This window comes from Photobacterium sp. BZF1 (assembly GCF_014349205.1).
Lineage (GTDB): Bacteria > Pseudomonadota > Gammaproteobacteria > Enterobacterales > Vibrionaceae > Photobacterium.
The window spans coordinates 29,247-53,765 of the sequence record NZ_JACSOF010000026.1; the positions used below are offsets into that span (position 1 = coordinate 29,247).

Annotated in this window: 22 protein-coding genes and 1 other RNA gene; 17 read left to right on the forward strand and 6 right to left on the reverse strand. The window is 52.5% G+C overall.

The window, feature by feature from the left end:
* Positions 1–21: 21 nt before the first annotated feature.
* A complete protein-coding gene (locus BIZ37_RS30410) occupies positions 22–150 on the reverse strand; it encodes a hypothetical protein (RefSeq protein ID WP_255526701.1) in 129 nt (42 codons plus the stop codon).
* Between the two features lie 37 nt (positions 151–187).
* On the opposite strand from BIZ37_RS30410, the gene rnpB reads away from it, so the two are divergent.
* The 15 genes from rnpB (at position 188) to lpxC (ending at position 17,556) form a co-directional block, all read left to right on the forward strand.
* Positions 188–576: RNase P RNA component class A (gene rnpB / locus BIZ37_RS07825), an RNA gene on the forward strand.
* A gap of 312 nt (positions 577–888) precedes the next feature.
* Complete coding sequence (gene rsmH / locus BIZ37_RS07830) at positions 889–1,836, forward strand: 16S rRNA (cytosine(1402)-N(4))-methyltransferase RsmH (protein ID WP_187461042.1); 948 nt, start codon at positions 889–891, stop codon at positions 1,834–1,836.
* On the forward strand, positions 1,833–2,153 hold the full coding sequence (ftsL, locus tag BIZ37_RS07835) for a cell division protein FtsL (protein WP_187461043.1): 321 nt from the start codon (positions 1,833–1,835) through the stop codon (positions 2,151–2,153). Before rsmH ends, ftsL begins: the two co-directional genes overlap by 4 nt.
* Positions 2,153–3,931 (forward strand): penicillin-binding transpeptidase domain-containing protein, encoded by a 1,779-nt coding sequence (locus BIZ37_RS07840; protein ID WP_187461044.1) that lies wholly within the window; start codon positions 2,153–2,155, stop codon positions 3,929–3,931. Before ftsL ends, BIZ37_RS07840 begins: the two co-directional genes overlap by 1 nt.
* Entirely contained in the window at positions 3,918–5,429 is a 1,512-nt protein-coding gene (gene murE / locus BIZ37_RS07845) for a UDP-N-acetylmuramoyl-L-alanyl-D-glutamate--2,6-diaminopimelate ligase (protein WP_187461045.1), read from the forward strand. The genes BIZ37_RS07840 and murE overlap by 14 nt, the downstream gene beginning before the upstream one ends.
* Positions 5,426–6,817, forward strand: coding sequence for a UDP-N-acetylmuramoyl-tripeptide--D-alanyl-D-alanine ligase (gene murF, locus BIZ37_RS07850; protein WP_187461046.1), 1,392 nt, complete (start codon positions 5,426–5,428; stop codon positions 6,815–6,817). Before murE ends, murF begins: the two co-directional genes overlap by 4 nt.
* A complete protein-coding gene (gene mraY / locus BIZ37_RS07855; protein ID WP_107300036.1) occupies positions 6,814–7,896 on the forward strand; it encodes a phospho-N-acetylmuramoyl-pentapeptide-transferase in 1,083 nt (360 codons plus the stop codon). Before murF ends, mraY begins: the two co-directional genes overlap by 4 nt.
* A gap of 1 nt (position 7,897) precedes the next feature.
* Complete coding sequence (gene murD, locus BIZ37_RS07860; RefSeq protein ID WP_187461047.1) at positions 7,898–9,262, forward strand: UDP-N-acetylmuramoyl-L-alanine--D-glutamate ligase; 1,365 nt, start codon at positions 7,898–7,900, stop codon at positions 9,260–9,262.
* Positions 9,262–10,470 carry a cell division protein FtsW gene (ftsW, locus tag BIZ37_RS07865; protein WP_187461048.1) on the forward strand — a complete coding sequence of 403 codons (1,209 nt, stop codon included), beginning with the start codon at positions 9,262–9,264 and terminating at the stop codon, positions 10,468–10,470. The genes murD and ftsW overlap by 1 nt, the downstream gene beginning before the upstream one ends.
* The gene (gene murG / locus BIZ37_RS07870) at positions 10,457–11,530 is read left to right on the forward strand and encodes an undecaprenyldiphospho-muramoylpentapeptide beta-N-acetylglucosaminyltransferase (protein WP_187461049.1); all 1,074 of its coding nucleotides are present in this window, start codon (positions 10,457–10,459) and stop codon (positions 11,528–11,530) included. Before ftsW ends, murG begins: the two co-directional genes overlap by 14 nt.
* A gap of 14 nt (positions 11,531–11,544) precedes the next feature.
* Entirely contained in the window at positions 11,545–13,002 is a 1,458-nt protein-coding gene (murC, locus tag BIZ37_RS07875) for a UDP-N-acetylmuramate--L-alanine ligase (RefSeq protein ID WP_187461050.1), read from the forward strand.
* 216 nt (positions 13,003–13,218) lie between these two features.
* The gene (locus tag BIZ37_RS07880) at positions 13,219–13,986 is read left to right on the forward strand and encodes a cell division protein FtsQ/DivIB (protein WP_187461051.1); all 768 of its coding nucleotides are present in this window, start codon (positions 13,219–13,221) and stop codon (positions 13,984–13,986) included.
* A gap of 52 nt (positions 13,987–14,038) precedes the next feature.
* Complete coding sequence (gene ftsA, locus BIZ37_RS07885) at positions 14,039–15,295, forward strand: cell division protein FtsA (RefSeq protein ID WP_187461052.1); 1,257 nt, start codon at positions 14,039–14,041, stop codon at positions 15,293–15,295.
* 34 nt (positions 15,296–15,329) lie between these two features.
* Positions 15,330–16,523 carry a cell division protein FtsZ gene (gene ftsZ, locus BIZ37_RS07890; RefSeq protein WP_187461053.1) on the forward strand — a complete coding sequence of 398 codons (1,194 nt, stop codon included), beginning with the start codon at positions 15,330–15,332 and terminating at the stop codon, positions 16,521–16,523.
* Between the two features lie 115 nt (positions 16,524–16,638).
* The gene (gene lpxC, locus BIZ37_RS07895; protein ID WP_187461054.1) at positions 16,639–17,556 is read left to right on the forward strand and encodes a UDP-3-O-acyl-N-acetylglucosamine deacetylase; all 918 of its coding nucleotides are present in this window, start codon (positions 16,639–16,641) and stop codon (positions 17,554–17,556) included.
* A 66-nt stretch (positions 17,557–17,622) separates the two neighbouring features.
* Here lpxC and BIZ37_RS07900 read toward each other — a convergent pair whose 3' ends face one another.
* Positions 17,623–18,087: a DUF721 domain-containing protein gene (locus BIZ37_RS07900; RefSeq protein WP_187461055.1), complete on the reverse strand. Its 465-nt coding sequence runs from the start codon at positions 18,085–18,087 to the stop codon at positions 17,623–17,625.
* Positions 18,088–18,521: 434 nt separating this feature from the next.
* Between BIZ37_RS07900 and secA the strand changes: the two genes are divergently transcribed.
* Both secA and mutT read left to right on the forward strand, forming a co-directional pair.
* On the forward strand, positions 18,522–21,248 hold the full coding sequence (gene secA, locus BIZ37_RS07905) for a preprotein translocase subunit SecA (protein WP_187461056.1): 2,727 nt from the start codon (positions 18,522–18,524) through the stop codon (positions 21,246–21,248).
* A 130-nt stretch (positions 21,249–21,378) separates the two neighbouring features.
* Positions 21,379–21,786, forward strand: coding sequence for an 8-oxo-dGTP diphosphatase MutT (gene mutT, locus BIZ37_RS07910; protein WP_187461057.1), 408 nt, complete (start codon positions 21,379–21,381; stop codon positions 21,784–21,786).
* Positions 21,787–21,911: 125 nt separating this feature from the next.
* Here the strand turns inward: mutT and yacG are convergent, their stop codons facing one another.
* The 4 genes from yacG to BIZ37_RS07930 are packed head-to-tail and all read right to left on the reverse strand — an operon-like array spanning position 21,912 to position 24,389.
* A complete protein-coding gene (gene yacG, locus BIZ37_RS07915) occupies positions 21,912–22,130 on the reverse strand; it encodes a DNA gyrase inhibitor YacG (RefSeq protein ID WP_039459319.1) in 219 nt (72 codons plus the stop codon).
* An 8-nt stretch (positions 22,131–22,138) separates the two neighbouring features.
* On the reverse strand, positions 22,139–22,876 hold the full coding sequence (gene zapD / locus BIZ37_RS07920; protein ID WP_187461058.1) for a cell division protein ZapD: 738 nt from the start codon (positions 22,874–22,876) through the stop codon (positions 22,139–22,141).
* Between the two features lie 19 nt (positions 22,877–22,895).
* Positions 22,896–23,516 carry a dephospho-CoA kinase gene (coaE, locus tag BIZ37_RS07925; RefSeq protein WP_187461059.1) on the reverse strand — a complete coding sequence of 207 codons (621 nt, stop codon included), beginning with the start codon at positions 23,514–23,516 and terminating at the stop codon, positions 22,896–22,898.
* Positions 23,517–23,519: 3 nt separating this feature from the next.
* A complete protein-coding gene (locus BIZ37_RS07930) occupies positions 23,520–24,389 on the reverse strand; it encodes an A24 family peptidase (protein ID WP_187461060.1) in 870 nt (289 codons plus the stop codon).
* Between the last annotated feature and the right edge of the window lie 130 nt (positions 24,390–24,519).

A 24,519-nucleotide genomic window follows, 5' to 3' on the forward strand; every position in this document is an offset into this window, starting at 1 on the left:
TTGACAAGATGAGTGGATGAATCAATCTTGCCAGCACCACAGCACCACAGCACCACAGCACCACAGCACCACAGCACCACAGCACCACAGCACCACAGCACCGCTCTTGCTTCCTTTTCCACCGCTTCGCGCTTTTGTCGGCTTTTTCACTGGTAACTGTGAGCCAAGTCCTATACAATCGCCCGCCTGAGTTGGCCAGGTAACCGCTGCCTCGTTGATGTCCTTTGGGAGACTGACGGGGGGGAGGAAAGTCCGGGCTCCACAGGGCAGGGTGCCAGATAACGTCTGGGAGGCGCGAGCCTACGACCAGTGCAGCAGAGAGCAGACCGCCGATGGCCCATTCTTCGGAGTGGTGCACAGGTAAGGGTGAAAGGGTGCGGTAAGAGCGCACCGCGCGGCTAGTAATAGTTCGTGGCACGGTAAACTCCACCCGGAGCAAGACCAAATAGGTCCCTAATGGCGTGGCCCGCGTTGGGGACGGGTAGGTTGCTTGAGCCTGTGAGTGATTGCAGGCCTAGAGGAATGGTTACCACCGCGCAAGCGGGACAGAACCCGGCTCATCGGCCAACTCACCCCTTTAAGTACAAAAGGTGATGTGAGGTCTCAAATGAGGCTTTACATCACCTTTTGTCGTTTTGGGCCCGGTGAATTTACCGTGGGCCTCTGCCTTAGCCCCCGTAATTTATTTCAAGTGATTGTTAGAATTGCGGCCCTCGGCTTGACATCTTTTTTATCAAATACGTACACTTTGCGGTGGGAATTTGCGGAAAATGCTTTTAAAACAGCGTTTTAATAGCCTAAGTTAATGAATTTCCACTGTTACTGGATTTTATGCTGACTTGTTGACTAACGGGTTGGCTCGCTTTTACAAGAGCTGAATAATTACTTATGTCTGAACAGTTTGAGCACGTCTCGGTTTTACTTCATGAATCTGTTGATGGCTTGGCCATCAAACCAGATGGTATCTACGTCGATGGTACATTTGGTCGCGGTGGACACAGCCGCCTGATCCTATCCCAGCTAGGTGAAAACGGACGCCTTTACAGTATTGACCGCGATCCCCAGGCGATTGCCGAAGCCCAGAAGATTGATGACCCACGCTTTACGATTATCCATGGCCCGTTTTCTGGCATGGAAAAATACATGGAAGAGCGCGATCTGATCGGCCGTGTTGACGGTGTGTTGTTGGACTTGGGGGTTTCTTCCCCGCAATTGGACGATGCCGAACGTGGCTTTAGTTTTATGCGCGATGGGCCGCTTGATATGCGTATGGACCCAACGTCTGGTATTTCTGCGGCAGATTGGCTGGCAGAAGCGGAAGCGGATGACATTGCCTGGGTATTGAAAGAATTTGGTGAAGAACGTTTTGCCAAGCGTATTGCCCGTGGCATTGTTGCTTACCGTGAGGATCCTGAGAACGAGCCGTTGACCCGTACTACACAGCTGGCCAAGTTGATTGCGGATGTTTCGCCGTTCAAAGATAAGCACAAGCACCCAGCTACCCGTAGCTTCCAGGCGATCCGTATTTATATCAACAGTGAGCTTGAAGAGATTGAAACAGCCCTTAAAGGTGCGGTGAATATCCTAGCTACAGGTGGCCGCCTATCGGTGATCAGCTTCCACTCGCTGGAAGATCGTATGGTTAAGCGCTTTATTCGTAAGCAGAGCAAAGGGCCAGAAGTCCCGGCGGGTCTGCCATTGACTGAAGAACAGATCAAAGCACTGGGCAGTCCTGATCTCAAGCCAGTCGGCAAAGCGATCAAGCCATCGAAAAACGAAGTGAGCGATAACGCTCGTTCCCGTAGTTCTGTACTGCGATTGGCTGAACGCCTATGAACCAGCAGCCGGAACCAACAAACAACCTGGCCCAGATCATTGGCCGGGATTTGATTTCTGTCGGCCGTATTCCGCTGATAATGTTGGTTCTGGTACTGATTTCTGCAATGGGGGTGGTATTGATCACCCACCATTCACGCCAGTTGATTGCCCAGCAGGAGCAATTGCTTATTGAGCGGGATCAGCTCGATATCGAGTGGCGAAATCAGATCCTTGAAGAAAGTTCATTGGCCGAGCACAGTCGAATTGAACGTCTAGCCGAACAGGAGATGGAGATGCAACGTCCATCCCGTGATAGCGAAATTATTGTTAAATAATGAAAATAACAAAATCCTTCAAGCGTTCTGACAAACAGAATCAACGTCGCCAGAAAGCGCCACCGGCATTTATCCCGTGGCGCTTTGGTGTTATTTGTACATGTATTTTACTGGCTATGGTCGCGCTGATTGCACGCTCGGCCTATATCCAGGTCCTCGAGCCGGGCAAGCTTATCCAGGAAGGTGACCTGCGCTCGCTACGGGTCAAGGCACTCCCTTCGGCCCGCGGTATTATTTCTGATCGAAATGGCGAACAGCTCGCGGTCAGTGTACCTGTGCAGGCGGTGTGGGCTGATCCGGTCCAGATTTTTAAAAATGGTGGCTTGGACCAGGCAGAGCGTTGGTACGCCCTGGCAGATGTGCTGGGGCTTGATCGCCAAGGCCTGATGACGCGCCTTGAGAAGAACAGCAAACGCCGCTTTATCTACCTGCAACGCCAGGTTAGTCCTGCTATGGCAGCCTATGTCAGCAAGCTCAAGCTACCCGGCATTGGCCTCAAAGACGAATCCCGCCGTTTTTATCCTGCCGGTGAAGTCAGTGCCCACCTGATTGGTGTGACGGGGATTGATAGCCACGGCCTTGAAGGCGTGGAGCGTACCTATGATGGTTGGCTAACCGGGGAGCCGGGCCGCCGTACCGTCCGAAAAGACCGCTATGGCCGGGTGGTTGAGAATATCTCACTCAAGAAGCGTGAGCCGGGCCAGTCACTTAGCCTGAGTATCGATCAGCGGTTGCAAGCTGTTGCATACCGTGCAGTAAAACAGGCCGTTGCCGATTACCAGGCAACTTCCGCCTCGGTGGTTATGGTGGATGTGCGTACCGGCGAGGTACTGGCGATGGTCAATGCACCGTCCTACAACCCGAACAACCGCGACCAGCTACAGAGCTTCAGGATGCGCAACCGGGTAATTACCGATGCGATGGAGCCGGGCTCGACTATCAAACCGTTTGTGGTATTGGCGGCGTTGGAAAATGACGTGGCCGATGAAGATACCATTATCGATACCGGCAACGGGCTGATGCAGATCGGCGGTAGCCGGGTGCGAGATGTCTCCCGGGTCGGCAAGGCGGATCTGGCCAAGATCCTGCAAAAGTCCAGTAATATCGGTGTTAGTAAACTTTCGCTAGCGATGCCGGTCGATGCCGTGCTGGGTATGTACAGCAGTGTCGGTATGGGGGATGCCTCGGGTATCAACCTGATCGGCGAGGCGCAAGGTTTCTTCCCGGATCGCCGCCGCTGGTCTGACTTTGAACGTGCCACCCTGTCTTTCGGTTACGGTATTTCTGTTACCCCAATCCAGTTGGTACGTGCATACGCGACCCTGGGCGCAATGGGCGTAAATCGCCCGCTTTCTATCCTCAAGACCGAGTCGGTAGTGCCAGGTCGCCAGGTCGTGTCGGCTGAAAATACCCGCAAGCTGCTCAATATGCTTGAGCTGGTTACTCACAAAGGGGGCAGTGCCCGCCGTGCTGCTGTGGCAGGTTATCGTGTTGGTGCTAAAACCGGTACCGCGAAAAAAGCAGCAGCCGGTGGTTATAGCGATGAATATGTCGCGATGACCGCCGGATTGGCCCCGATCAGCAATCCGCGACTGGCGATGGTTGTGGTGGTTAACGAGCCACAGGGTGATGCCTATTATGGTGGTGCGATTGCCGCACCGATCTTCTCCGAAGTGATGGAGAGCGCCTTACAGATTTTGAATATCCCGCCGGATGCGGGAACGCTTGAAGAGTTAAACGTTGTGAACCACAGGGGCAATACCCATGCCGGAACCTAAACAATTACACGCTATCGGTGAGTTATTATCACCATGGCTGGAAGGCCTTTGCCTGCCGCAATCATTGGCAGCAGAGACAATTTCTGGGATGACCCTTGATAGCCGGCAGATCAATGCCGGAGAGATGTTTGTTGCCGTGAAGGGCCACACGGTTGATGGCCGTCAGTTTATTGGCAAGGCACAGCAAGCCGGTGCGGCTATCGTGTTGGCTGAAGCGGATACCGAACAAGCTTATCTTGAACACACTGACAACGGTGCCGTGATTTATCTCCCATTACTTGGCGATTTGCTGTCGGCGATTGCCAAGCGCTTCTATGGGGCACCGGACGAACAGATCGAAGTGGTTGCCGTAACGGGAACCAATGGTAAAACCACCATCAGCCAGATACTGGCCCAGTGGGCAATGCTACTAGGTAAGCCAGCAGGGGTGATGGGGACGACTGGCAATGGCCTTTTGGGGCATATCCAACCGGCAACCAATACCACAGGCAGTGCACTGGAGATCCCTTGCGTACTTCAGCAAATGGCTGGCCAAGGGGCCCGTTTTGCCGCGATGGAAGTCTCATCTCATGGTTTGGTACAAGGACGGGTGAAAGCGCTAGAGTTCAAAGCCAGCATCTTTACCAACCTGAGCCGTGACCACCTTGATTACCATGGTGATATGGCGAGTTATGCCGCCGCGAAGAAAACCCTGTTTACCGAGCACCAGAGTGGTGTTGCGGTGATCAATGCCGATGATGAGGTTGGCCGCGAATGGTTAACTGATCTACCGCAGGCTGTTGCTGTTACTATGTCTCAGGCAAATTTAGTGGGCCATCAAGGCCAGTCACTATGGCTGGAATCGGTTGAGTACAGCGCAAAAGGCGTGACCGTCGCTTTTGATTCAAGTTGGGGGGCCGGGCAGTTTACGGCGCCTTTGGTTGGTGCCTTTAACGTGACTAATTTGCTGTTGTCACTGGCTACCTTGCTGGCGACAGGCCATGAGATGGCTGCGCTTTTGGCTGTGGCTCCGCAACTTCAGGCGGTCACTGGCCGGATGGAAGTTTTTCAAAAGCCTGACAAACCTATGATGGTTGTTGATTATGCTCACACCCCTGATGCACTGGAAAAAGCCCTGCAGGCGCTGCGCGTACACTGCCATGGCAAACTCTGGTGCATTTTTGGTTGTGGTGGTGACCGTGATCGTGGCAAGCGCCCATTGATGGCGGTAGCGGCGGAAAGCTTGGCAGACCAGGTGATCCTGACCGACGACAACCCGCGTAGCGAAGCACCAGAAGCGATAATGGCTGATATGCTGGCAGGTCTGGCGCAGCCGGATCAGGCCCGAACCATTCACGATCGCCGAGAAGCCTGTCAGTGGGCACTTACCCATGCCGGTGCTGATGATATCGTGTTGGTGGCAGGCAAGGGCCATGAGGATTACCAAATCTTGGCTGATCGCACTATTCATTACTCTGACCGTGAAACGGTCGCCGAATTGTTGGAGGCAAAGGGATGATCCCTGTTCAACTTTCTCTATTGGCTGACGTATTGGGTGGCCAGTTGATTGGTTCTGATACGACTATCTCGGCAGTTTCTACCGATACCCGCCAGATAGCAGATGATACCCTGTTCATTGCTTTGGTCGGCGAGCGTTTCGATGCCCATGACTTTTGCCAGAACGCCAAAGAGCAAGGTGCATCGGCATTGCTAGTAAGCAAGCACTTACCTGTCGACTTGCCTCAGCTGGTGGTTGAAGATACCCATCAGGCGCTAGGCCAATTGGGTGCTTGGCTCAAAGCCGAAATGGAACAGCGTCATGGCCTGAAGACAGTGTCACTGACAGGAAGCTGTGGTAAAACCACGGTCAAAGAGATGACAGCCGCTATCTTGGCACACAAAGGCAAGGTGCTGGCAACGGGCGGAAACTTCAATAATGACATTGGTGTCCCGCTGACCTTGCTTCGCTTGGAACCTGAGCATGAATTTGCGGTGATTGAGCTAGGTGCCAACCACCAGAAAGAGATTTCCTACACCACCAACCTGGTCAAGCCGCAAGTAGCATTGATCAACAACCTGGCAGCTGCCCACCTTGAAGGGTTTGGCTCGCTGGACGGGGTGGCGAAAGCCAAAGGGGAGATTTTCGAAGGGCTTGAGGAACGCGGTAAAGAAGCTGTCGCGATTATTAATCTAGATTCCAATGACCAGAAAAAATGGCAGTTAATGCTAGAAAAGCACCAACTGCAGACATTTTCTGCCACTCAGCCTGAAGCAGATTTTCACGCTCTTGACATAAACATTAACAGTATGGGTCGCGCTTGCTTTACAATGCGCACCCCCTTGGCAACATTTCCGGTCAGTTTAACGCTGGCTGGTGGCCATAATGTCGCCAACGCTCTAGCAGCCGCAGCGTTAGCTATGGCGATGGGGGCAACGCCAGAGCAGGTACAGGCAGGCCTGGGTGGTGTGGCCAATGTCAAAGGCCGCGCTGATGTGACCGAGCCGCGTCCTAATCTGAGGCTGGTCGATGATACCTACAATGCCAGTGTCGCATCTGTAAAGGCGGCAATTGACTTGTTGGCTGGTTTTGACGGCCAGCGCTGGTTTGTATTGGGGGACATGGCTGAGTTGGGTGATGATAGTGCAGCGCTGCACCAAGAAGTTGCAGAATATGCGCGCGCGCGTCGCCTCGACAAGGTGCTGACATTTGGTAAAGCGAGCCAGATCGTCAGTACGCTCAACAATGGCCAACACTTTAACGATAAAACAGCATTGATTGAGACCCTGCATCAGCAGCTTGATCCTTTGCTCAATGAAGACAACATCCAAGTGACAGTGCTAGCAAAAGGAGCCCGCAGCTCCCGCATGGAAGATGTGATTGTTGCACTGCAGGAACATAAAGAATGATTTACTGGTTAGCTGATTTACTGGAATCGACATTTCCATTTTTTCGACTGTTTGAATACCTGACTTTCCGCGCCATCATCAGCATCTTGACGGCTTTGATGCTGTCACTGTGGATGGGGCCGCGTTTGATTGCCCGCCTGCAGATGCTGCAGATCGGCCAAGTGGTTCGCCACGATGGCCCAGAATCGCACTTTAGTAAGCGCGGCACCCCGACAATGGGCGGGATCATGATCCTGGCCTCCATCGCGATTACCGTGTTGCTTTGGGCTGACCTGACCAACCCGTATGTGTGGGCGGTACTGGTCGTGATGCTGGGCTATGGCGCAGTGGGTTTCGTCGATGACTACCGCAAGGTGGTACGTAAGAATACCGATGGCCTGATCGCCCGTTGGAAATACTTCTGGCAGTCAGTGATAGCGCTCGGTGTGGCTTTTGCACTGTATGTCCACGGCCAAGATACCGTAGCGACTCAACTGGTGGTGCCGTTCTTCAAGGATGTGATGCCGCAACTTGGCCTGTTCTATATTGTTTTCACTTACTTTGTTATTGTCGGTACCAGTAATGCGGTTAACCTGACCGATGGCCTAGATGGCTTGGCGATTATGCCAACCGTGATGGTTGCCGGTGGTATGGCATTTATCGCTTGGGCGACGGGTAACGTCAACTTTGCCAATTACCTGCACATCCCTTACCTCAAAGATGCCAGTGAACTGGTCGTCGTTTGTACCGCTATCGTCGGTGCGGGGCTTGGTTTCTTGTGGTTCAACACCTACCCAGCACAAGTCTTTATGGGTGATGTGGGCTCATTGGCACTCGGTGGCGCATTGGGCACTATTGCCGTATTGGTTCGTCAGGAACTGCTGCTGGTTGTGATGGGTGGCGTATTCGTAATGGAAACCGTATCGGTGATCCTGCAGGTTGGCTCATACAAACTGCGTGGTCAGCGTATCTTCCGCATGGCGCCAATCCACCACCACTATGAACTGAAAGGCTGGCCGGAGCCACGGGTTATCGTGCGTTTCTGGATCATTACCCTAATGCTGGTACTGATCGCACTGGCAACCCTGAAGGTACGATAAGATGAAAGGCTTGGAAGGCGTAAGGCAGGTGGTAGTGATTGGGCTGGGGATGACCGGCCTGTCGGTGGTGGACCACCTGCTGAGGGCTCCTCAGTCGCTGGACATCAAGGTCATTGATACCCGCGACAACCCTCCAGGCCGTGAGCAGCTGCCCCCGTCGGTAGCACTTTGCAGTGGCCAGTGGCAGATGGATTGGCTGATGGCTGCCGATTTGATTGTTTCGAGCCCGGGTATCGCCCTAGCCACCCCGCAACTGCAGCAGGCTGCTAGCGTGGGGATTGAAATTGTCGGTGATATCGAACTGTTTGCCCGTGCGGTAGAGAAGCCTGTGGTCGCGATCACTGGCTCCAATGGCAAGAGCACAGTGACTAGCCTAGTTGGCGAGATGGCCAAAGAGGCCGGCATCAATGTCGGTGTCGGTGGCAATATCGGGTTTGCTGCGCTGGATATGCTGGCAGAGGGTCACGATCTGTATGTCCTCGAGCTGTCCAGTTTTCAACTGGAAACGACGTCGAGCCTGTCGCTCAAAGCGGCGGCTTACCTCAACCTGTCTGAAGACCATATGGACAGGTACCCTGGCGGCTTGGCGCAGTACAGCGCAGCCAAGATGCGTATTTTTACCCATGCGGAGCTTGCGGTTTTCAACCGGGAAGATCTGGCGACCAAACCGGATACTGATGCGTGTGAGCTTGAGCTAGTCAGCTTTGGCCTCAATGTTGGAAGCGGTGATAGTACCGAGCGCTACGGCTTGGTCGAGCACCAAGGCGAAGAGTGGCTGGCTATCGCTGGAGCGCCTTTGATGCCTAGCAATGATATTGCATTGGTAGGCCGCCACAATGTAGCCAATAGCTTGGCTGCACTAGCGCTGGCGGATGCGGTAGGTATTGACCGCGAAGCTTCATGCCGCGCGCTGCGTCGCTACAATGGCCTAGCTCATCGCTGCCAGTTGGTGGCTGAGCAGCATGGCGTGAAATGGGTCAATGATTCCAAGGCGACCAATCTCGCCAGTACCTTGGCTGCCCTGAAAGGTTTACAGCTTAATGGCAAGCTTCACTTGCTGGTGGGCGGTGACGGCAAGGGCGCCGATTTCTCCGAGCTGGCACCTGTCCTGGCGAAATTAGATGCCCAGTTGTACTGCTTTGGCCGCGATGGTTCACACTTTGCCCCACTGGTTGATAACCCCTTGATGGTCGAGACCATGGAGCAAGCCATGTCACAGGCTGCAAAAATAGCCAGTGCGGGAGATATGATCTTGTTGTCTCCGGCCTGTGCGAGCTTCGATCAATTTGCTAACTTTATGGTGCGTGGTGATACGTTTGTCGAATTGGCACAGGCACTACAGCACCGGGTAGGCAAGGACACCTGATGGCGGGAGCGGTAAAAGAAGGGATGGGGCAGTTTTTTGATTGGATGACAAAACCGGCGGCGCAGAGCCCGTATGACAGGCAGCTGGTTTGGATTGCATTAGCCTTGATGGCAACGGGTTTGGTGATGGTTACGTCAGCCTCAGTGCCGATCGCGACCCGCCTGACAGACATGCCGTTCTATTTTGCCCTACGCCATGGATTCTTCCTTGTTTGCTCTCTGGTGCTAGCCAGTTTTGTACTGATGATCCCGCTTGAAAAGTGGCGCCAGTACAGCGTGCCGATGCTGATAGTATCGATTGTGCTGTTGGTTGCTGTACTGGGTGTCGGCCGCTCGGTCAACGGTGCTTCCCGCTGGATCCCGCTGGGTATCTTTAACCTGCAGCCTGCTGAAGTCGCCAAGCTTTCCCTATTCCTGTTTTTATCTGGCTATTTGGTGCGTCAGTACCAGCAAGTTCGCGAAACCTTCATCGGTTTTGCCAAGCCTTTGCTGGTGCTTGTCCTGCTAGGCTTCTTGCTGCTTGAACAGCCCGATCTTGGTTCGTTCGTGGTGATGTTTGTCACCACGGTTGGCATGCTGTTTATCGCCGGGGCCAAGCTATGGCAATTCATCGTAATGATAGCCACGGCGGGCGTCGGTATCGCCTCCCTGATTTATTTCGAACCATACCGTTGGCGTCGCGTTACCTCGTTCCTCGATCCGTGGGATGATCCTTTCGGTAGTGGTTACCAGCTTACCCAATCCCTGATGGCCTTTGGCCGTGGTGAATGGTTGGGGCAAGGTCTGGGTAACTCTATCCAGAAGCTGGAATATTTGCCTGAGGCCCACACCGACTTTGTATTTGCCGTATTGGCAGAGGAAGTTGGCCTTATTGGGGTGACGGTTGTTCTGCTGCTTATTTTTGCCCTGGTATTTAAAGCCTTGATGATTGGCCGTCGCTGCTTGCAGACAGAGCAGTTATACGGTGGCTTCTTGGCCTTTGGCTTTGCTTTCTGGTTTGCTTTTCAAACCTTGGTCAATGTTGGTGCGGCTGCCGGTATGGTACCGACCAAAGGGCTAACCTTGCCACTTATCAGTTACGGTGGCTCCAGTTTATTTATTATGGCTACTGCGGTCGCCATTTTGATCCGGATAGATTATGAGCAGCGAATCGCTGCTAGATCAATGCCGGACCCGGAAGTAGAAGAAAATGACAATGAACAAGAATAAGCGCTTGCTCGTCATGGCGGGCGGCACCGGCGGCCATGTCTTCCCTGGCTTGGCCGTTGCCAAGCGGTTACAGCAAGAAGGCTGGGAGATCCGCTGGCTTGGTACAGCTGATCGTATGGAAGCCGAATTGGTGCCCAAGCACGGTATTGATATCGACTTTATCAAGGTCAAGGGCTTACGTGGTCAGGGCGTTACGCGCTTGTTGGCTGCGCCTTTCAAGATTGTTGGTGCCATTTTGCAGGCCCGGAGATATATCAAGGCGTGGCAGCCTGATGCGGTACTCGGCATGGGCGGTTATGTCAGCGGGCCGGGCGGTGTTGCTGCATGGTTATCGGGCGTGCCGGTGATTCTACATGAGCAAAACGCAGTTGCCGGTTTGACGAACCAATGGCTTTCACGCATAGCGGCGAGTGTACTGCAGGCATTCCCTGGTGCTTTCCCAAACCGCGAGGTGGTAGGTAATCCAGTTCGTCAGGACGTAGTTGCACTAGCCTCTCCGGAGCAGCGCTTTGTTGAACGTGACGGTCCAATTCGGGTATTGGTGATGGGAGGCAGCCAGGGGGCACGCATCCTTAACCAAACTCTGCCTCAAGTTGCGGGTTTGCTGGGCGATAAAGTCACTGTATGGCATCAGGCCGGTAAAGGTGCCCAGGTGCAAACTGAACAAGATTATGCCCAGTACGCCGATGCGCAGGGCAATAACTACCAAGTAACAGAATTTATCGACGATGTAGCTGCAGCTTATGCTTGGGCTGATATCGTTGTTTGTCGCTCGGGTGCCCTGACGGTGTCTGAACTGTCAGCGGCCGGTCTTGGTGCGGTCTTTGTGCCATTCATGCATAAGGATCGCCAGCAGGCGCTCAATGCCGACCACCTCGTACAGTGTGGCGCGGCGAAAATGATTGAACAGCCTGAACTGACAGTAGAAGGGCTGGCCGACACCTTACAACAATTAGACCGTGCACAGTTGGCCAAGATGGCGCAGGCGGCACGGGACGCAGCGATTATTGATGCTGACCGCCGGGTGGCGGAGGTGATCAAATCGTTGGCAAAGCAATAAGACGAGACAAAGTGATGAGTAAACTGGATAACCAGCAATTAGCAAAAATTAGAACCATGGTGCCAGAGATGCGCCGCGTAGAGCGTATCCACTTTGTTGGGATCGGCGGTGCCGGTATGAGCGGTATCGCAGAAGTTTTGGTTAACGAAGGCTACAACGTCAGTGGATCAGACTTGGCGCCGAATGCGGTGACTAACCGTTTGGCGAGCAAGGGCGCTGAGATCTTCTTCGGCCACCAAGCCAGCAATATCGATGGCTCTAGCGTGGTGGTTGCTTCGACGGCCATTGATCAGAGCAACCCTGAATTGGCTGCAGCTCGTGAGCTGCGTATTCCTGTGGTACGCCGTGCGGAGATGCTGGCAGAGCTGATGCGCTACCGTCATGGCATAGCCATTGCCGGTACTCACGGTAAAACAACCACGACAGCCTTGGTTACTCAGATTTACTCTGAAGCAGGGTTGGATCCAACATTTGTTAACGGCGGTCTGGTGAAAAGTGCCGGTACTAATGCCCGTCTTGGCTCCAGCCGTTATCTGATTGCTGAAGCTGACGAAAGTGATGCTTCATTCCTGCACCTGCAGCCGATGGTGTGTGTCGTCACCAATATCGAAGCTGACCATATGGACACTTATGGTGGTGATTTCGAAGTATTGAAGCAGACATTTGTCGATTTCTTGCACAACCTACCTTTCTACGGTTTGGCGGTAATGTGCATTGATGATCCAGTCGTGCGTGAGCTTCTTCCAAAAATTGGCCGCCAAGTGATCACATATGGCTTTTCTGAGGATGCAGATGTGCGTTTGGTTGATTATGATCAGCGCGGCCAGCAGGGACATTTCTCGATACTACGTAAAGGTAAGCCAGCGCTTGAGATCAAACTGAACATTCCGGGTAAGCACAATGCCTTGAATGCGACGGCCGCTGTTGCGGTGGCAACCGAAGAAGGTGTCGATGATGACGCCATCATCCGTGCATTGGCTGAATTCGAAGGCACTGGCCGACGCTTTGATCACCTTGGGGAGTTCGAAACCGGTAATGGTAAGGTGATGCTGGTCGATGACTACGGCCATCACCCGAGCGAGGTTGATGTGACTATTCAGGCTGCGCGCGCAGGTTGGGAAGACAAGCGTCTGGTGATGGTATTCCAGCCACACCGTTACAGCCGCACCCGTGATCTATATGACGATTTTGCCAATGTGCTTGAACAGGTTGATGTGCTTGTCATGCTGGATGTGTATGCTGCGGGTGAAGTGCCTATTGCCGGTGCAGATGGCCGTGCCCTGTGCCGTACCATTCGTGGCCGTGGCAAACTGGACCCGATTTTTGTGCCAACTATCGATGCCCTGCCGTCAGCGTTAGCCAATATTCTACAAAATGATGATTTGGTTCTGACACAAGGTGCCGGTGATGTTGGCAAGATTGCTAGGCAGCTTGCGGATATGCAACTGAATATTGAGCAAATGAGCCAGTAATCTTACTGTATAAAAAATATATATTTGGCTTGTTTTTTGCTTTGATTTAAGCTTATAGCCAGAGATCTGCGAGGAATCGGCTTTCAGATGTTGGAGAGCCGAGGCTTGCTCGCTATAATCTGTCAACTTTACGCGAGAAAGCGGAAAGGGTTGAGGGAATGGCCTTGCCGCTTTTGCTAGGTAAATATCGGCTATGACATCGGGATTAAACTATTTATGGCTGATAGTGTCCTAAAAAGAATATCGTTTTCCCCTGTGGCGCCAAAGCACCACCGTGGGGGACTGGCTTTTTTTCTCTTTGTGATCGGGTTTGTTGTCTGGCTGTTCAGCGCGGCAATCAACTGGATGACAGATGCCAACCGGCTGCCGTTGTCACAGCTGGTGATTCAAGGTGAGCTGCATTACCTGACTCCTGGCGATGTCCGGGAAGGAATTATGCACCTTGAGCAGCTAGGCAGTTTCATGACCCAAGATGTTGATGACATTCAACATGTGCTGGAGGCTATGCCTTGGGTGGCAAGGGCGGCGGTGCGCAAGCAGTGGCCCGATACCCTCAAAGTGTTTTTGGTCGAGCAAGAGCCGGCGGCTTCTTGGAATGGCCACGCGATGGTCAACCAAGACGGGGAAGTCTTTGAGGCCCCCCCTGAGCAAGCAGGCCAACTACTGGTTGGCCTTGCAGGGCCGGACGGTACCAGCCTTGAAGTGTTGAGTGCATTGCGCGAAATGCAACCGAGGTTACAGCATGCGGGCTTTGAAATTGCTACGCTGGCATTGAATGAACGTCGGGCTTGGCGGGTTTGGTTAACTAACGGCGTCAGGCTTGAATTAGGGCGTAAGGAGCGGATGGAGCGGATCGAACGTTTCATTGCCTTATCCCCGCAATTAGAACAGCAAGGAAAGGCTATCGAGTACATAGACTTACGTTATGATACCGGAGCTGCTGTAGGCTGGGTCACTGACCCAGAGCAAAGCGAGTCCAAATAGATCGGCTCTGCCGCAGCCTGTTTGGCTTAAGAGAACTATAAGAGTAGGCGCTATGACGAAGGCGGCAGATAAAAAACTGATAGTAGGCCTGGATATTGGCACGTCCAAAGTCAGTGCTTTGGTCGGTGAAGTGCTACCGGATGGCGAAGTGAATGTCATCGGTGAAGGTAGCAGTCCGTCCGGTGGGATGGACAAAGGCGGTGTAAATGATCTCGAGTCTGTAGTTAAATCGGTACAGGGCGCGATCTACAAAGCTGAGTTGATGGCTGACTGTCAGATTTCATCGGTATTTTTGTCCCTGTCGGGCAAGCACATTCGCTGCCAGACAGAAGAGGGCATGGTGCCGATTTCCGACAAAGAAGTGACTCAGGATGATGTTGATAATGTCATCCATACCGCTAAATCGGTAAAAATTAGTGACGAACATAAAGTTTTGCATGTAATTCCTCAGGAATTTGCTATTGATTATCAAGAGGGAATTAAAAACCCTGTTGGTCTATCTGGGGTACGCATGGAAGCGAGTGTTCATTTGATCACCTGCCATAACGACATGGCGCGGAATATCGTCAAGGCGGTAGAGCGCTGTGACCTCAAAGTCGATCAGCTTATTTTCTCCGGCTTGGCTGCCAGCCACGCAGTATTGACGCCTGATGAGCGTGAACTGGGTGTCTGCGTGGTCGACATCGGCGGCGGTACCATGGATATCGCTGTCTGGACCGGTGGTGCACTGCGCCATGCGGCCGTGATTCCTTATGCCGGCAATGTGGTAACCAGTGACATTGCCTATGCGTTCGGCACCCCGCTTGGGGATGCCGAGGAAATTAAAGTGAAATTTGGCTGTGCGCTAAGCGAGCTTGTTAGCAAGGATGCCAAGGTAGATGTGCCGAGTGTTGGCGGTCGACCTTCGCGTAGCCTGCAGAGCCAAACATTGGCGGAAGTGATAGAGCCCCGTTACAGCGAGCTGTTGGGACTGGTTAATCAGAAGCTGATAGAAGTACAAGAACAACTGCGTAATGCGGGAGTGAAGCACCAACTGGCAGCAGGCATTGTCTTAACTGGCGGTGCAGCTCAGATGGAAGGCCTGGTAGAGTGCGCCGAGCGCGTTTTCAGCAACCAGGTACGTGTTGGCTTGCCACTTAACGTGACAGGGCTGACCGAACATGTGCAATTCCCACATTATGCGACTGCAGTAGGTCTACTGCATTACGGAAAGGATAGTCAGACATTTGATGACAGTGAAATTGAGCAGAAACGTTCTGTTTCTGGCTTTTTCACTAAACTAAGTGGCTGGTTTAGAAAAGAATTTTAAAACCTGATGCGAACAGGATGGACGGAGAGAACACATGTTTGAACCGATGATGGAAATGTCTGACGAAGCGGTAATTAAAGTCATAGGCGTTGGCGGCGGCGGTGGTAATGCTGTCGATCACATGGTACGTGAATCAATCGAAGGTGTTGAGTTTATCAGTGTGAACACTGATGCTCAGGCACTACGTAAAACCAATGTAAGTACAGTGATCCAGATCGGTGGGGCAATCACCAAAGGTCTGGGTGCGGGTGCCAACCCACAGGTTGGTCGTGACTCGGCACTGGAAGATCGCGAAGCGATCAAAGCTGAGCTTGAAGGCTCAGACATGATCTTCATCGCAGCCGGCATGGGGGGCGGTACCGGTACCGGTGCAGCGCCAATTATTGCCGAGGTGGCGAAAGAGTTAGGGATCCTGACTGTAGCGGTGGTGACCAAGCCATTTAGCTTCGAAGGCAAAAAGCGTATGGCGTTTGCCGAGCAGGGCATCGAGGAACTGTCTAAGCACGTTGACTCGCTGATCACTATCCCGAACGAGAAGCTTCTGAAAGTACTTGGCCGTGGCATCACACTGCTTGATGCGTTTGCCAAGGCTAACGATGTACTGAAAAACGCAGTCCAGGGTATCGCCGAGCTGATCACCCGTCCGGGCATGATCAACGTCGACTTCGCTGACGTTCGCACTGTAATGTCTGAAATGGGTCATGCCATGATGGGCAGCGGAGTTGCTACTGGTGATGACCGTGCTGAAGAAGCGGCTGAAATGGCTATTTCGAGCCCGCTACTTGAAGATATCGATCTAGCTGGCGCACGCGGCGTGTTGGTTAACATCACAGCTGGCCTAGACATGCGTCTGGATGAGTTCGAAACTGTAGGTAACACGGTGAAAGCCTTTGCCTCTGACAACGCTACCGTTGTTATCGGTACCTCGCTTGACCCAGAAATGTCTGATGAGCTACGCGTAACCGTTGTTGCAACGGGTATTGGCAAAGAGTGCAAGCCAGATATCACTTTGGTAACCGGTACTGCGAAGCCAGTACAGGCAGTGGCATCTGAGAAGCCTGCTGCTACAGCGGCACCAGCTGAAGAGGCCAAAGCAGCGCCTTTGAGCCAGCCAGCCCCAGCAGCAGATACTGCAAACCAGCAGGCGGCAACGGCGGCAAACCCTAAGCCTCAGGCGGATCACGACTACTTGGATATCCCAGCATTTTTGCGCAAGCAAGCTGACTAAGCGCGCAATTAATTTTGGGAAACTGGTCAAAAAGTGATATGATGCACGTCCCTGTCCTTTTTTTGACGAAGGATAGGGGCCGATATCATGGCAATTTTATAGTTGAGAAAAGCAGATGATAAGACAACGTACACTGAAAAGCATTGTGCAAACGACTGGGGTGGGCCTTCACTCTGGGCGTAAAGTGACGCTTATTCTTCGTCCTGCTGCTGCAAACACTGGTGTGATTTATCGCCGTACCGATTTGAATCCGCCTGTTGATTTCCCAGCAGATGCAGATTCGGTCCGCGACACCATGTTGTGTACTGCCTTGGTTAACGAGCAAGGCGTACGTATCTCAACCGTTGAGCACCTTAACGCTGCGTTGGCAGGAATGGGTATCGATAATGTAATTATCGAAGTTGATGCACCTGAAATCCCTATTATGGATGGCAGTGCGAGCCCGTTCATCTACCTGCTGCAGTCTGCCGGCATCGATACCCTGAATGCGCCTAAGCGTTTCTTGCGTATCAAGAAAACTGTTCGCGTCGAAGATGGTGACAAATGGGCTGAACTCCGTCCTTACAACGGGTTCCGTCTTGATTTCGCTATTGAGTTTAACCACCCGGCGATTGAATCAGAGCAGCAGCGTTTGGTATTGGATTTCTCCAGCCAGTCATTTGTTAAAGATATCAGCCGTGCCCGTACCTTCGGTTTCATGCGCGATATCGAATACCTCCAGTCACAGAACCTGTGTCTAGGTGGTAGCTTTGACAATGCCATCGTGCTTGACGATTACCGTATCCTCAATGACGAAGGCCTTCGTTTCGACAACGAGTTGGTTACCCACAAGGTATTGGATGCTATTGGCGACCTTTACATGTGTGGTCACAATATTATTGGTGAAATGGTGGCTTACAAGTCAGGCCATGCGCTTAACAACAAGCTACTGCGTGCAGTACTTGCTGATCAGGAAGCGTATGAGTGGTCTACTTTCACAGATGAACAACAGGTTCCTGTAACCTTTGCTCAGCCTGGAATGGTATTGGCCTAATCGGTTTTTGCCTCAAACGAATTTATAAACGCCGGACATTGTCCGGCGTTTTCTTTATCTGGCCTATTATTTGTTTTGGCCTGCCTTCTCTGCAGCCAGCGCTGCAATGCGCTCGAGCCGCGATTTAATCTTGTCCGGTGCGCCCTCGGCTGTATGGAGCAGGTAGCCGGCTGCCTTGGCGGAAATAGGCTTGCGAACGATATCCGGTTGCTTTTCTTTTACCGGGGCCGCTGCTGCCAGAGCCGGGTTGACCTTAACCTCTATTTTGGCCAAGTTGGGCAGCAGCTTCTCGCGTAATTTGGTAATGAGTGTGTTGCGCTCGTAGTTCAAGCGCATCGACCACGCCGCAGAGGCGGTCTCGATGATAAGGGTACCTTGGCGGTAGTTGCTGACCCGGCAATGATCGGCACAGGCAAGGTGCTGTTTGACCGCCTTGTCCAATTTGCTCAGGGCAATGGCTCGCTGCTGGATGTTCCCCACGTGGTTGTCATCAAGCAAACTTGCCGGTGTTTGTGGGCGATGATCGCGCATAGCTTAGTTTTCCTGGCTAAAAGTGGTGGCTAAGTTCTAATTTTTCGAATATGAAAAACATCGTCTGGGCATTTGCCATAGGCGACACAGTCAATATGGCTTATTATATCAAGCTTGGGAGAGCATTGACCAAGATCGTTTTAGCTTCTTGGGTCTGCTTGGGTTTACACCCTCAACGGATAGCCGATGGTGCTCAATTTCTGGTATTGTTTTCATTTATCCCTTGAAATGGTCGACTCGTACCACAATATCATCAATAACCATTGTTTTTCGTATCGGCTTCCGTAGTCACAAAAGTGGCGAATTTAGACGGGACAGGGATGATTAATCGCAAGTCTTGGCCTAGCGCCTTGCTGATATAATCCCGGTTGAAAAATTCAAATTAAAAATTCAGCCTCGAGAGGCTGAAATAACTAAGAGAAAACGGCAACGCCATGTTATCAAAACTACTGACCAAAGTTATCGGTAGCCGTAACGACCGCACACTGCGTCGTATGCGCAAAATTGTTGACCAAATCAACAAGCTTGAACCTCAATTCGAAAGCTTGCAGGACGAAGAACTAAAGGCAAAAACGGTTGAGTTCCGTGAGCGTCTGGAGCAGGGTGAGAACCTTGACCAGCTACTGCCAGAAGCCTTTGCAACAGTACGTGAAGCGTCCAAGCGTGTATACGGTATGCGCCACTTCGACGTTCAGCTTATCGGTGGTATGGTACTGAACGCTTGCCAAATCGCAGAGATGCGTACCGGTGAGGGTAAAACCCTGACGGCAACCCTGCCAGCTTACCTTAACGCCCTGACCGGCAAAGGCGTTCACATCGTAACAGTGAATGACTACCTGGCCGCGCGTGATGCCGAAACTAACCGACCACTTTTTGAATTCCTAGGTATGACCGTTGGCGTTAACGTGCCAAACATGCCTCCTCAGGCGAAGAAAGAAGCCTACGCTGCCGACATCCTTTACGGTACAAACAACGAATTTGGTTTTGACTACCTGCGTGACAACATGGCGTTCCGCCCGGAAGATCGCGTACAGCGCGAGCGCTTCTTTGCGGTAGTCGATGAAGTTGACTCCATCCTTATCGATGAAGCCCGTACCCCGCTAATCATCTCGGGCCCTGCGGAAGATAGCTCTGAGCTATACACCAAGATCAATACCTTGATCCCTCAGCTTGTTAAGCAGGATCAGGAAGACAGCGAAGAATACCGTGGCGAAGGCCACTACACGGTTGATGAAAAGTCGAAGCAAGCCCACCTTACCGAGAATGGTCAGGAGTTTGTCGAAGAGTTGCTTAAGCAAAATGGCATGATGGAAGAGGACGACACTCTTTACTCGCCAACTAACATCAGCCTGCTTCACCATGTTAACGCAGCCCTGCGTGCCCATGTTCTGTTCGAGCGTGACGTTGACTACATTGTTAAAGATGACGAAGTGATCATCGTTGATGAGCACACTGGCCGTACTATGCCGGGCCGCCGTTGGTCTGAAGGTCTGCACCAGGCTGTAGAAGCAAAAGAAGGTGTGAAGATCCAGAATGAAAACCAGACGCTGGCGTCGATCACTTTCCAGAACTACTTCCGCCTGTACACCAAACTGTCTGGTATGACAGGTACAGCCGATACCGAAGCGTTCGAATTCCAGTCTATCTACGGTCTTGAGACCGTCGTGCTGCCAACCAACAAGCCGATGATCCGTGATGACATGGGTGACTTGGTTTACATGACCGAGCTGGAAAAATTTGCTGCGATCAGCGAAGACATCAAGAACCGTGTCGAAAATGGTCAGCCTGTTCTGGTTGGTACCGTATCGATTGAAAAATCTGAGCTATTGTCTAAATCGCTGAAGAAACAAGGTATCAAGCACGAAGTCTTGAACGCCAAGTTCCACGAGCGTGAAGCAGACATCGTTGCCCAGGCGGGTGCACCAAAAGCGGTAACTATCGCGACTAACATGGCTGGCCGTGGTACGGATATCGTACTGGGTGGTTCATGGCAGAGCGAAGTTGCCAAACTGGACAACCCAACTGACGATCAAATTGCCAAGATCAAAGCGGACTGGAAGGTCAAACACGATGCTGTTCTGGCCTCTGGTGGCCTACACATCATCGGTACCGAGCGTCACGAATCTCGCCGTATCGATAACCAGCTACGTGGTCGTTCGGGCCGTCAGGGTGATGCCGGTTCTTCCCGTTTCTACCTATCGATGGAAGATGGCCTGATGCGTATCTTCGCTTCGGATCGTGTTTCTAACATGATGAAGAAGCTGGGTATGGAAGAGGGCGAAGCGATTGAGCACCCATGGGTGACCAAGGCTATCGAAAATGCCCAGCGTAAAGTTGAAGGCCGTAACTTCGATATCCGTAAGCAGCTGCTTGAATTCGATGACGTAGCTAACGACCAGCGTAAGGTGGTTTACGAGCTTCGTGATGAGCTGATGAATGCCGAAGACATCAGCGAAATGATCGAGCAGAACCGCGAAGACGTTATCCAGGCGGTTATCGATGGCTACATCCCGCCACAGTCGTTGGAAGAGATGTGGGACATCCAAGGTCTGGAAGAGCGCCTGAAGGCCGACTACGACATGGAACTACCTATCCAGGAGTGGTTGGACAGCGAAGAGAAGCTGTACGAAGAAGCACTGCGTGAGCGTATCGTCGAGAAAGCGGTTGAGATCTACCGTCACAAAGAAGAAGTGGTTGGTGCACCGGTACTACGCAACTTCGAGAAGACGGTGATGCTGCAAAACCTGGATACGCTATGGAAAGAGCACCTAGCAGCAATGGACCACTTGCGTCAGGGTATCCACCTACGTGGTTATGCGCAGAAGAACCCGAAACAGGAATACAAGCGTGAGTCGTTTGAACTGTTCGAAGGTATGCTGGAAAGCCTGAAGTCAGACGTGATTGCGATCCTGAGCAAGGTACGTGTCCAGCAGCAGGAAGAAGTTGAACGTGTTGAAGCTGAGCGCCGCCGTCAGGCAGAAGAGCTCGCTCGCCGCCAGCAATTCCAGCACCAGAATGCGGAAAACCAAATTGCCGACGAAAGCCAGGAAAGCGACGAAGCGGCGCCTTACCAGCGTGAAGAGCGCAAGGTAGGCCGTAACGAGCCTTGCCCATGTGGCTCTGGCAAGAAATACAAGCAATGCCACGGTAAAATCAACTAACCAGGCAGCTTAACCCATAAAAAAGGCCGCAATCGCGGCCTTTTTTCTATACCCAGTTAACGGATATCTCTGGGTATATGCTTAAAGAAGAGACCTGCTTAGCAGGCAACGAGAGAGTAAAGGTAACGGTTTGGAAAAGAAACAAGTGTGGATTTCGGCAGGGATCATCCTCAATGCCGAACAGGATAAGGTTTTCATTACCCAGCGCGCCGCCAAAGCGCACAAGGGCGGTTTCTGGGAGTTTGCCGGGGGCAAGGTCGAAACCGGTGAAACAGCCGAGCAGGCGGTGATCAGGGAGCTGCACGAAGAAGTCGGCATCCAAGCAACTGAGCTTGAGCATTTCATGGCACTGGAGCACGACTACCCAGAGAAGTCATTGAAGTTTGATTTCTTCCTGGTACGCGCCTTCGAAGGCAAAGCATACGGCAAGGAAGGCCAGCCAAGCGAGTGGGTACGCCTAGAAGAGCTAACCAACTACGCCTTCCCGGAAGCGAATGAGGTTGTGTTGCAAAAGCTCGCTGCACTTAGCGAGGCCTGAGGCAAATCGGCGAGGGGCTATTGGCTGGGTGAGTAAATTAAATAGTAAAAAGGCGCGTTTTATAGTGAGTTATAAGCGCTTGCTCTTCCCCGCGCCTAGGACCGAGGGCCCTTAGCCCCAAGCCATCAATACCCCATATCTTCCGACCAGCCGTCGGAATCAGACATATCCGGTGCGCCCGGGATGGCCTTTTCTTCTTCAGCCCACTCACCGAGATCGATAAGCTGGCAGCGCTTGCAGCAGAACGGACGGAATGGGCTCTGCTCACCCCAAACAACGTCGGTTTGGCAGGTTGGGCATTTCACCACGGTGATCGGTGTGGTTGGCGTGTTGGATTGCGTCACTTCTTACCTCAGCAAATCGCTAGTTTAAATTCTATCGTCTCGGCAATACCGGCGCCTTCTTCAAATGGCATGAAGCGGATGGCAAACCGGCTGCGGTGTCCCGATATCATAGGGTAGACACCATGGCTGGGGCAAATCTCAAGTCGGATCAAACTGGCTTCTTCGGCTTCATGCTGGAAGAAACCGCCACGTGCGACCTGATCTTGGAACTGTCCGGTTTCCCTGACCAGTTTGAGCCAGAGGTTGAGGGCAACACTTAGCTCTTTGATTTGAGACAGCCAGTTGGCCAGATCATTTTGCTTATGGGCTAGCGGCAGGTGTAGCCAATGGTGCAGGGCCGGTAGATCGAAACAGCAGCTGCCACCAGGAATAGACAGGCGTTGCTTGATCCCGCCAAGGAAGCGGTCTTCACGCAGGGCTTGGCCAAGGCGGTTAGCGGTAAGCAGTTGGTGCTGGGCGAGCTCTAGCTGGTCCAAAAGTGCCAGCAGGGCAGTTTGATCGACCCCTTCAATGTTTAGCCATTGCTTGAGGCGGCCACGTTGCTTCTCAAGATCTTTGGCAAGCTCCGACTTGAGCTGGATTTGATCAAGAATTTCCAGCAAATCAAACAAAGCGCGGAAGAATAGCTGATGCTGCCAAGGATCGGTCAGAGCACTGGCATGTTGCATTTGGCGGATCAGGTATTCCAATCGAAGGTAAATTCGTACCTTCTCATTTAACGGGTGTTCAAAGCGGTTTACTTGCATATCAACGTACCCAAATTAGTTAGCACTGCGGTGTGTTGTTCTGCTGGCGGCTTAGCGCCAGGTATTCTTGGTGCAGTTTGGCAACTTGCTGCTCAAGGTTGTCACCATTGCCATTATTGCAGATCACATCATCGGCAGCCGCAAGGCGTTCTTCGCGGCTGGCCTGGGAAGCAAGGATACTACGAACCTGCTCGGCAGGGACATTATCCCTTTGCTGGGTCCGGGCTACCTGGATCTCCTCATCAACGTCGACCACCAATAAGCGGTCGGTCATGGCCTGCAGGTTATTTTCCACCATAAGCGGCACAACCAGCAAGCAATACGGCGACTGGGCGGCGGCAATATCCTGCTGCATTTTCTCCCTGATCATCGGGTGCAATAATTGGTTAAGCCATTCTTTTAATTGATTATCACTGAAGATGGCTTCACGCAGCTTACTGCGATTAAGCGTACCATCTGTCAGCAAGATGTCAGAACCTAGTTTCGTAACAATGGCTTGCAGACCGGCACTGCCAGGCTCGACCACTTCACGGGCAACGATATCGGCATCAATGATCTCGATCTGCTGGGCTGCGAACAGATTGGCAACCGTGGTTTTGCCGCTACCGATCCCGCCGGTTAACCCAATAACAAAAGACATAGCTTACAGCCCCAGATAAGCGGTTAGGTACCAGTTGAGCAACGGCTCACCCCATAACATGGCCACCCAGCCAGCGATGGCGAGGTAAGGGCCAAAAGAAAACGGTTGTTGGCCGTCGTTCTGCTGGCGGCGCATCATGATAATGCCGCAGATTGCCCCAACCAAAGAGGAAAGCAGCACCACAAAAGGCAGTAACTGCCAGCCAAGCCATGCGCCCAATGCAGCCAGTAGCTTGAAGTCGCCATAGCCCATGCCTTCCTTGCCCGTCAGCAGCTTGAAGGCCCAGTAAAGGCTCCAAAGCGATAAGTAACCGGCCATAGCTCCGATAACGGCATCGTTCAGGCTGACCGGGGATATCCCGAGCAACGACAGCATCAAGCCCGCCCACATCAAGGGTAGGGTAATTTGATCCGGCAGCAGCATTTTGTCGATATCGATAAACGTCAGGGCGATCAGGGCAAAGCTAAACAGGATCACCGCTAGCGCCCACGGCGAGGCCGGTAGGGTGAAAGCGATAGTTGCGCTGATCACTGCGGTTAATGCTTCAATGGCCGGGTAACGGGCACTGATACTGGCTTTACAGTTGCGGCACTGGCCTTTGAGCAGTAGCCAGCTGATCACCGGAATGTTATCCCACATGCTGATTGGGTGCTGGCAATGCGGGCAGCGCGAACGCGGGATACTGAGATTGAAGGTACCGGTGTCTTGCTGCGGGGTAAGCTCAGGGAAATATTCGGTGCAGTCAGCTCTCCATTGGCGCTCCATCATGATCGGCAGGCGGTAGATCACCACGTTAAGGAAGCTACCTACCAGCAACCCGAAAATTGCAGCAAAAACAGGAAATAACCAAGGGTATACAGACAGCAACACCATGAAAAAAGTCTCTTATTACTCAATGGGGATATTGTAGGGGAAATGGGTTCTGGATCATAGGATTGAGGCAGGATTAAGCTGGCCTATGGTTCTGTGGCTCTTTTGGCTTAATCTTGCCACGCCCCACGCC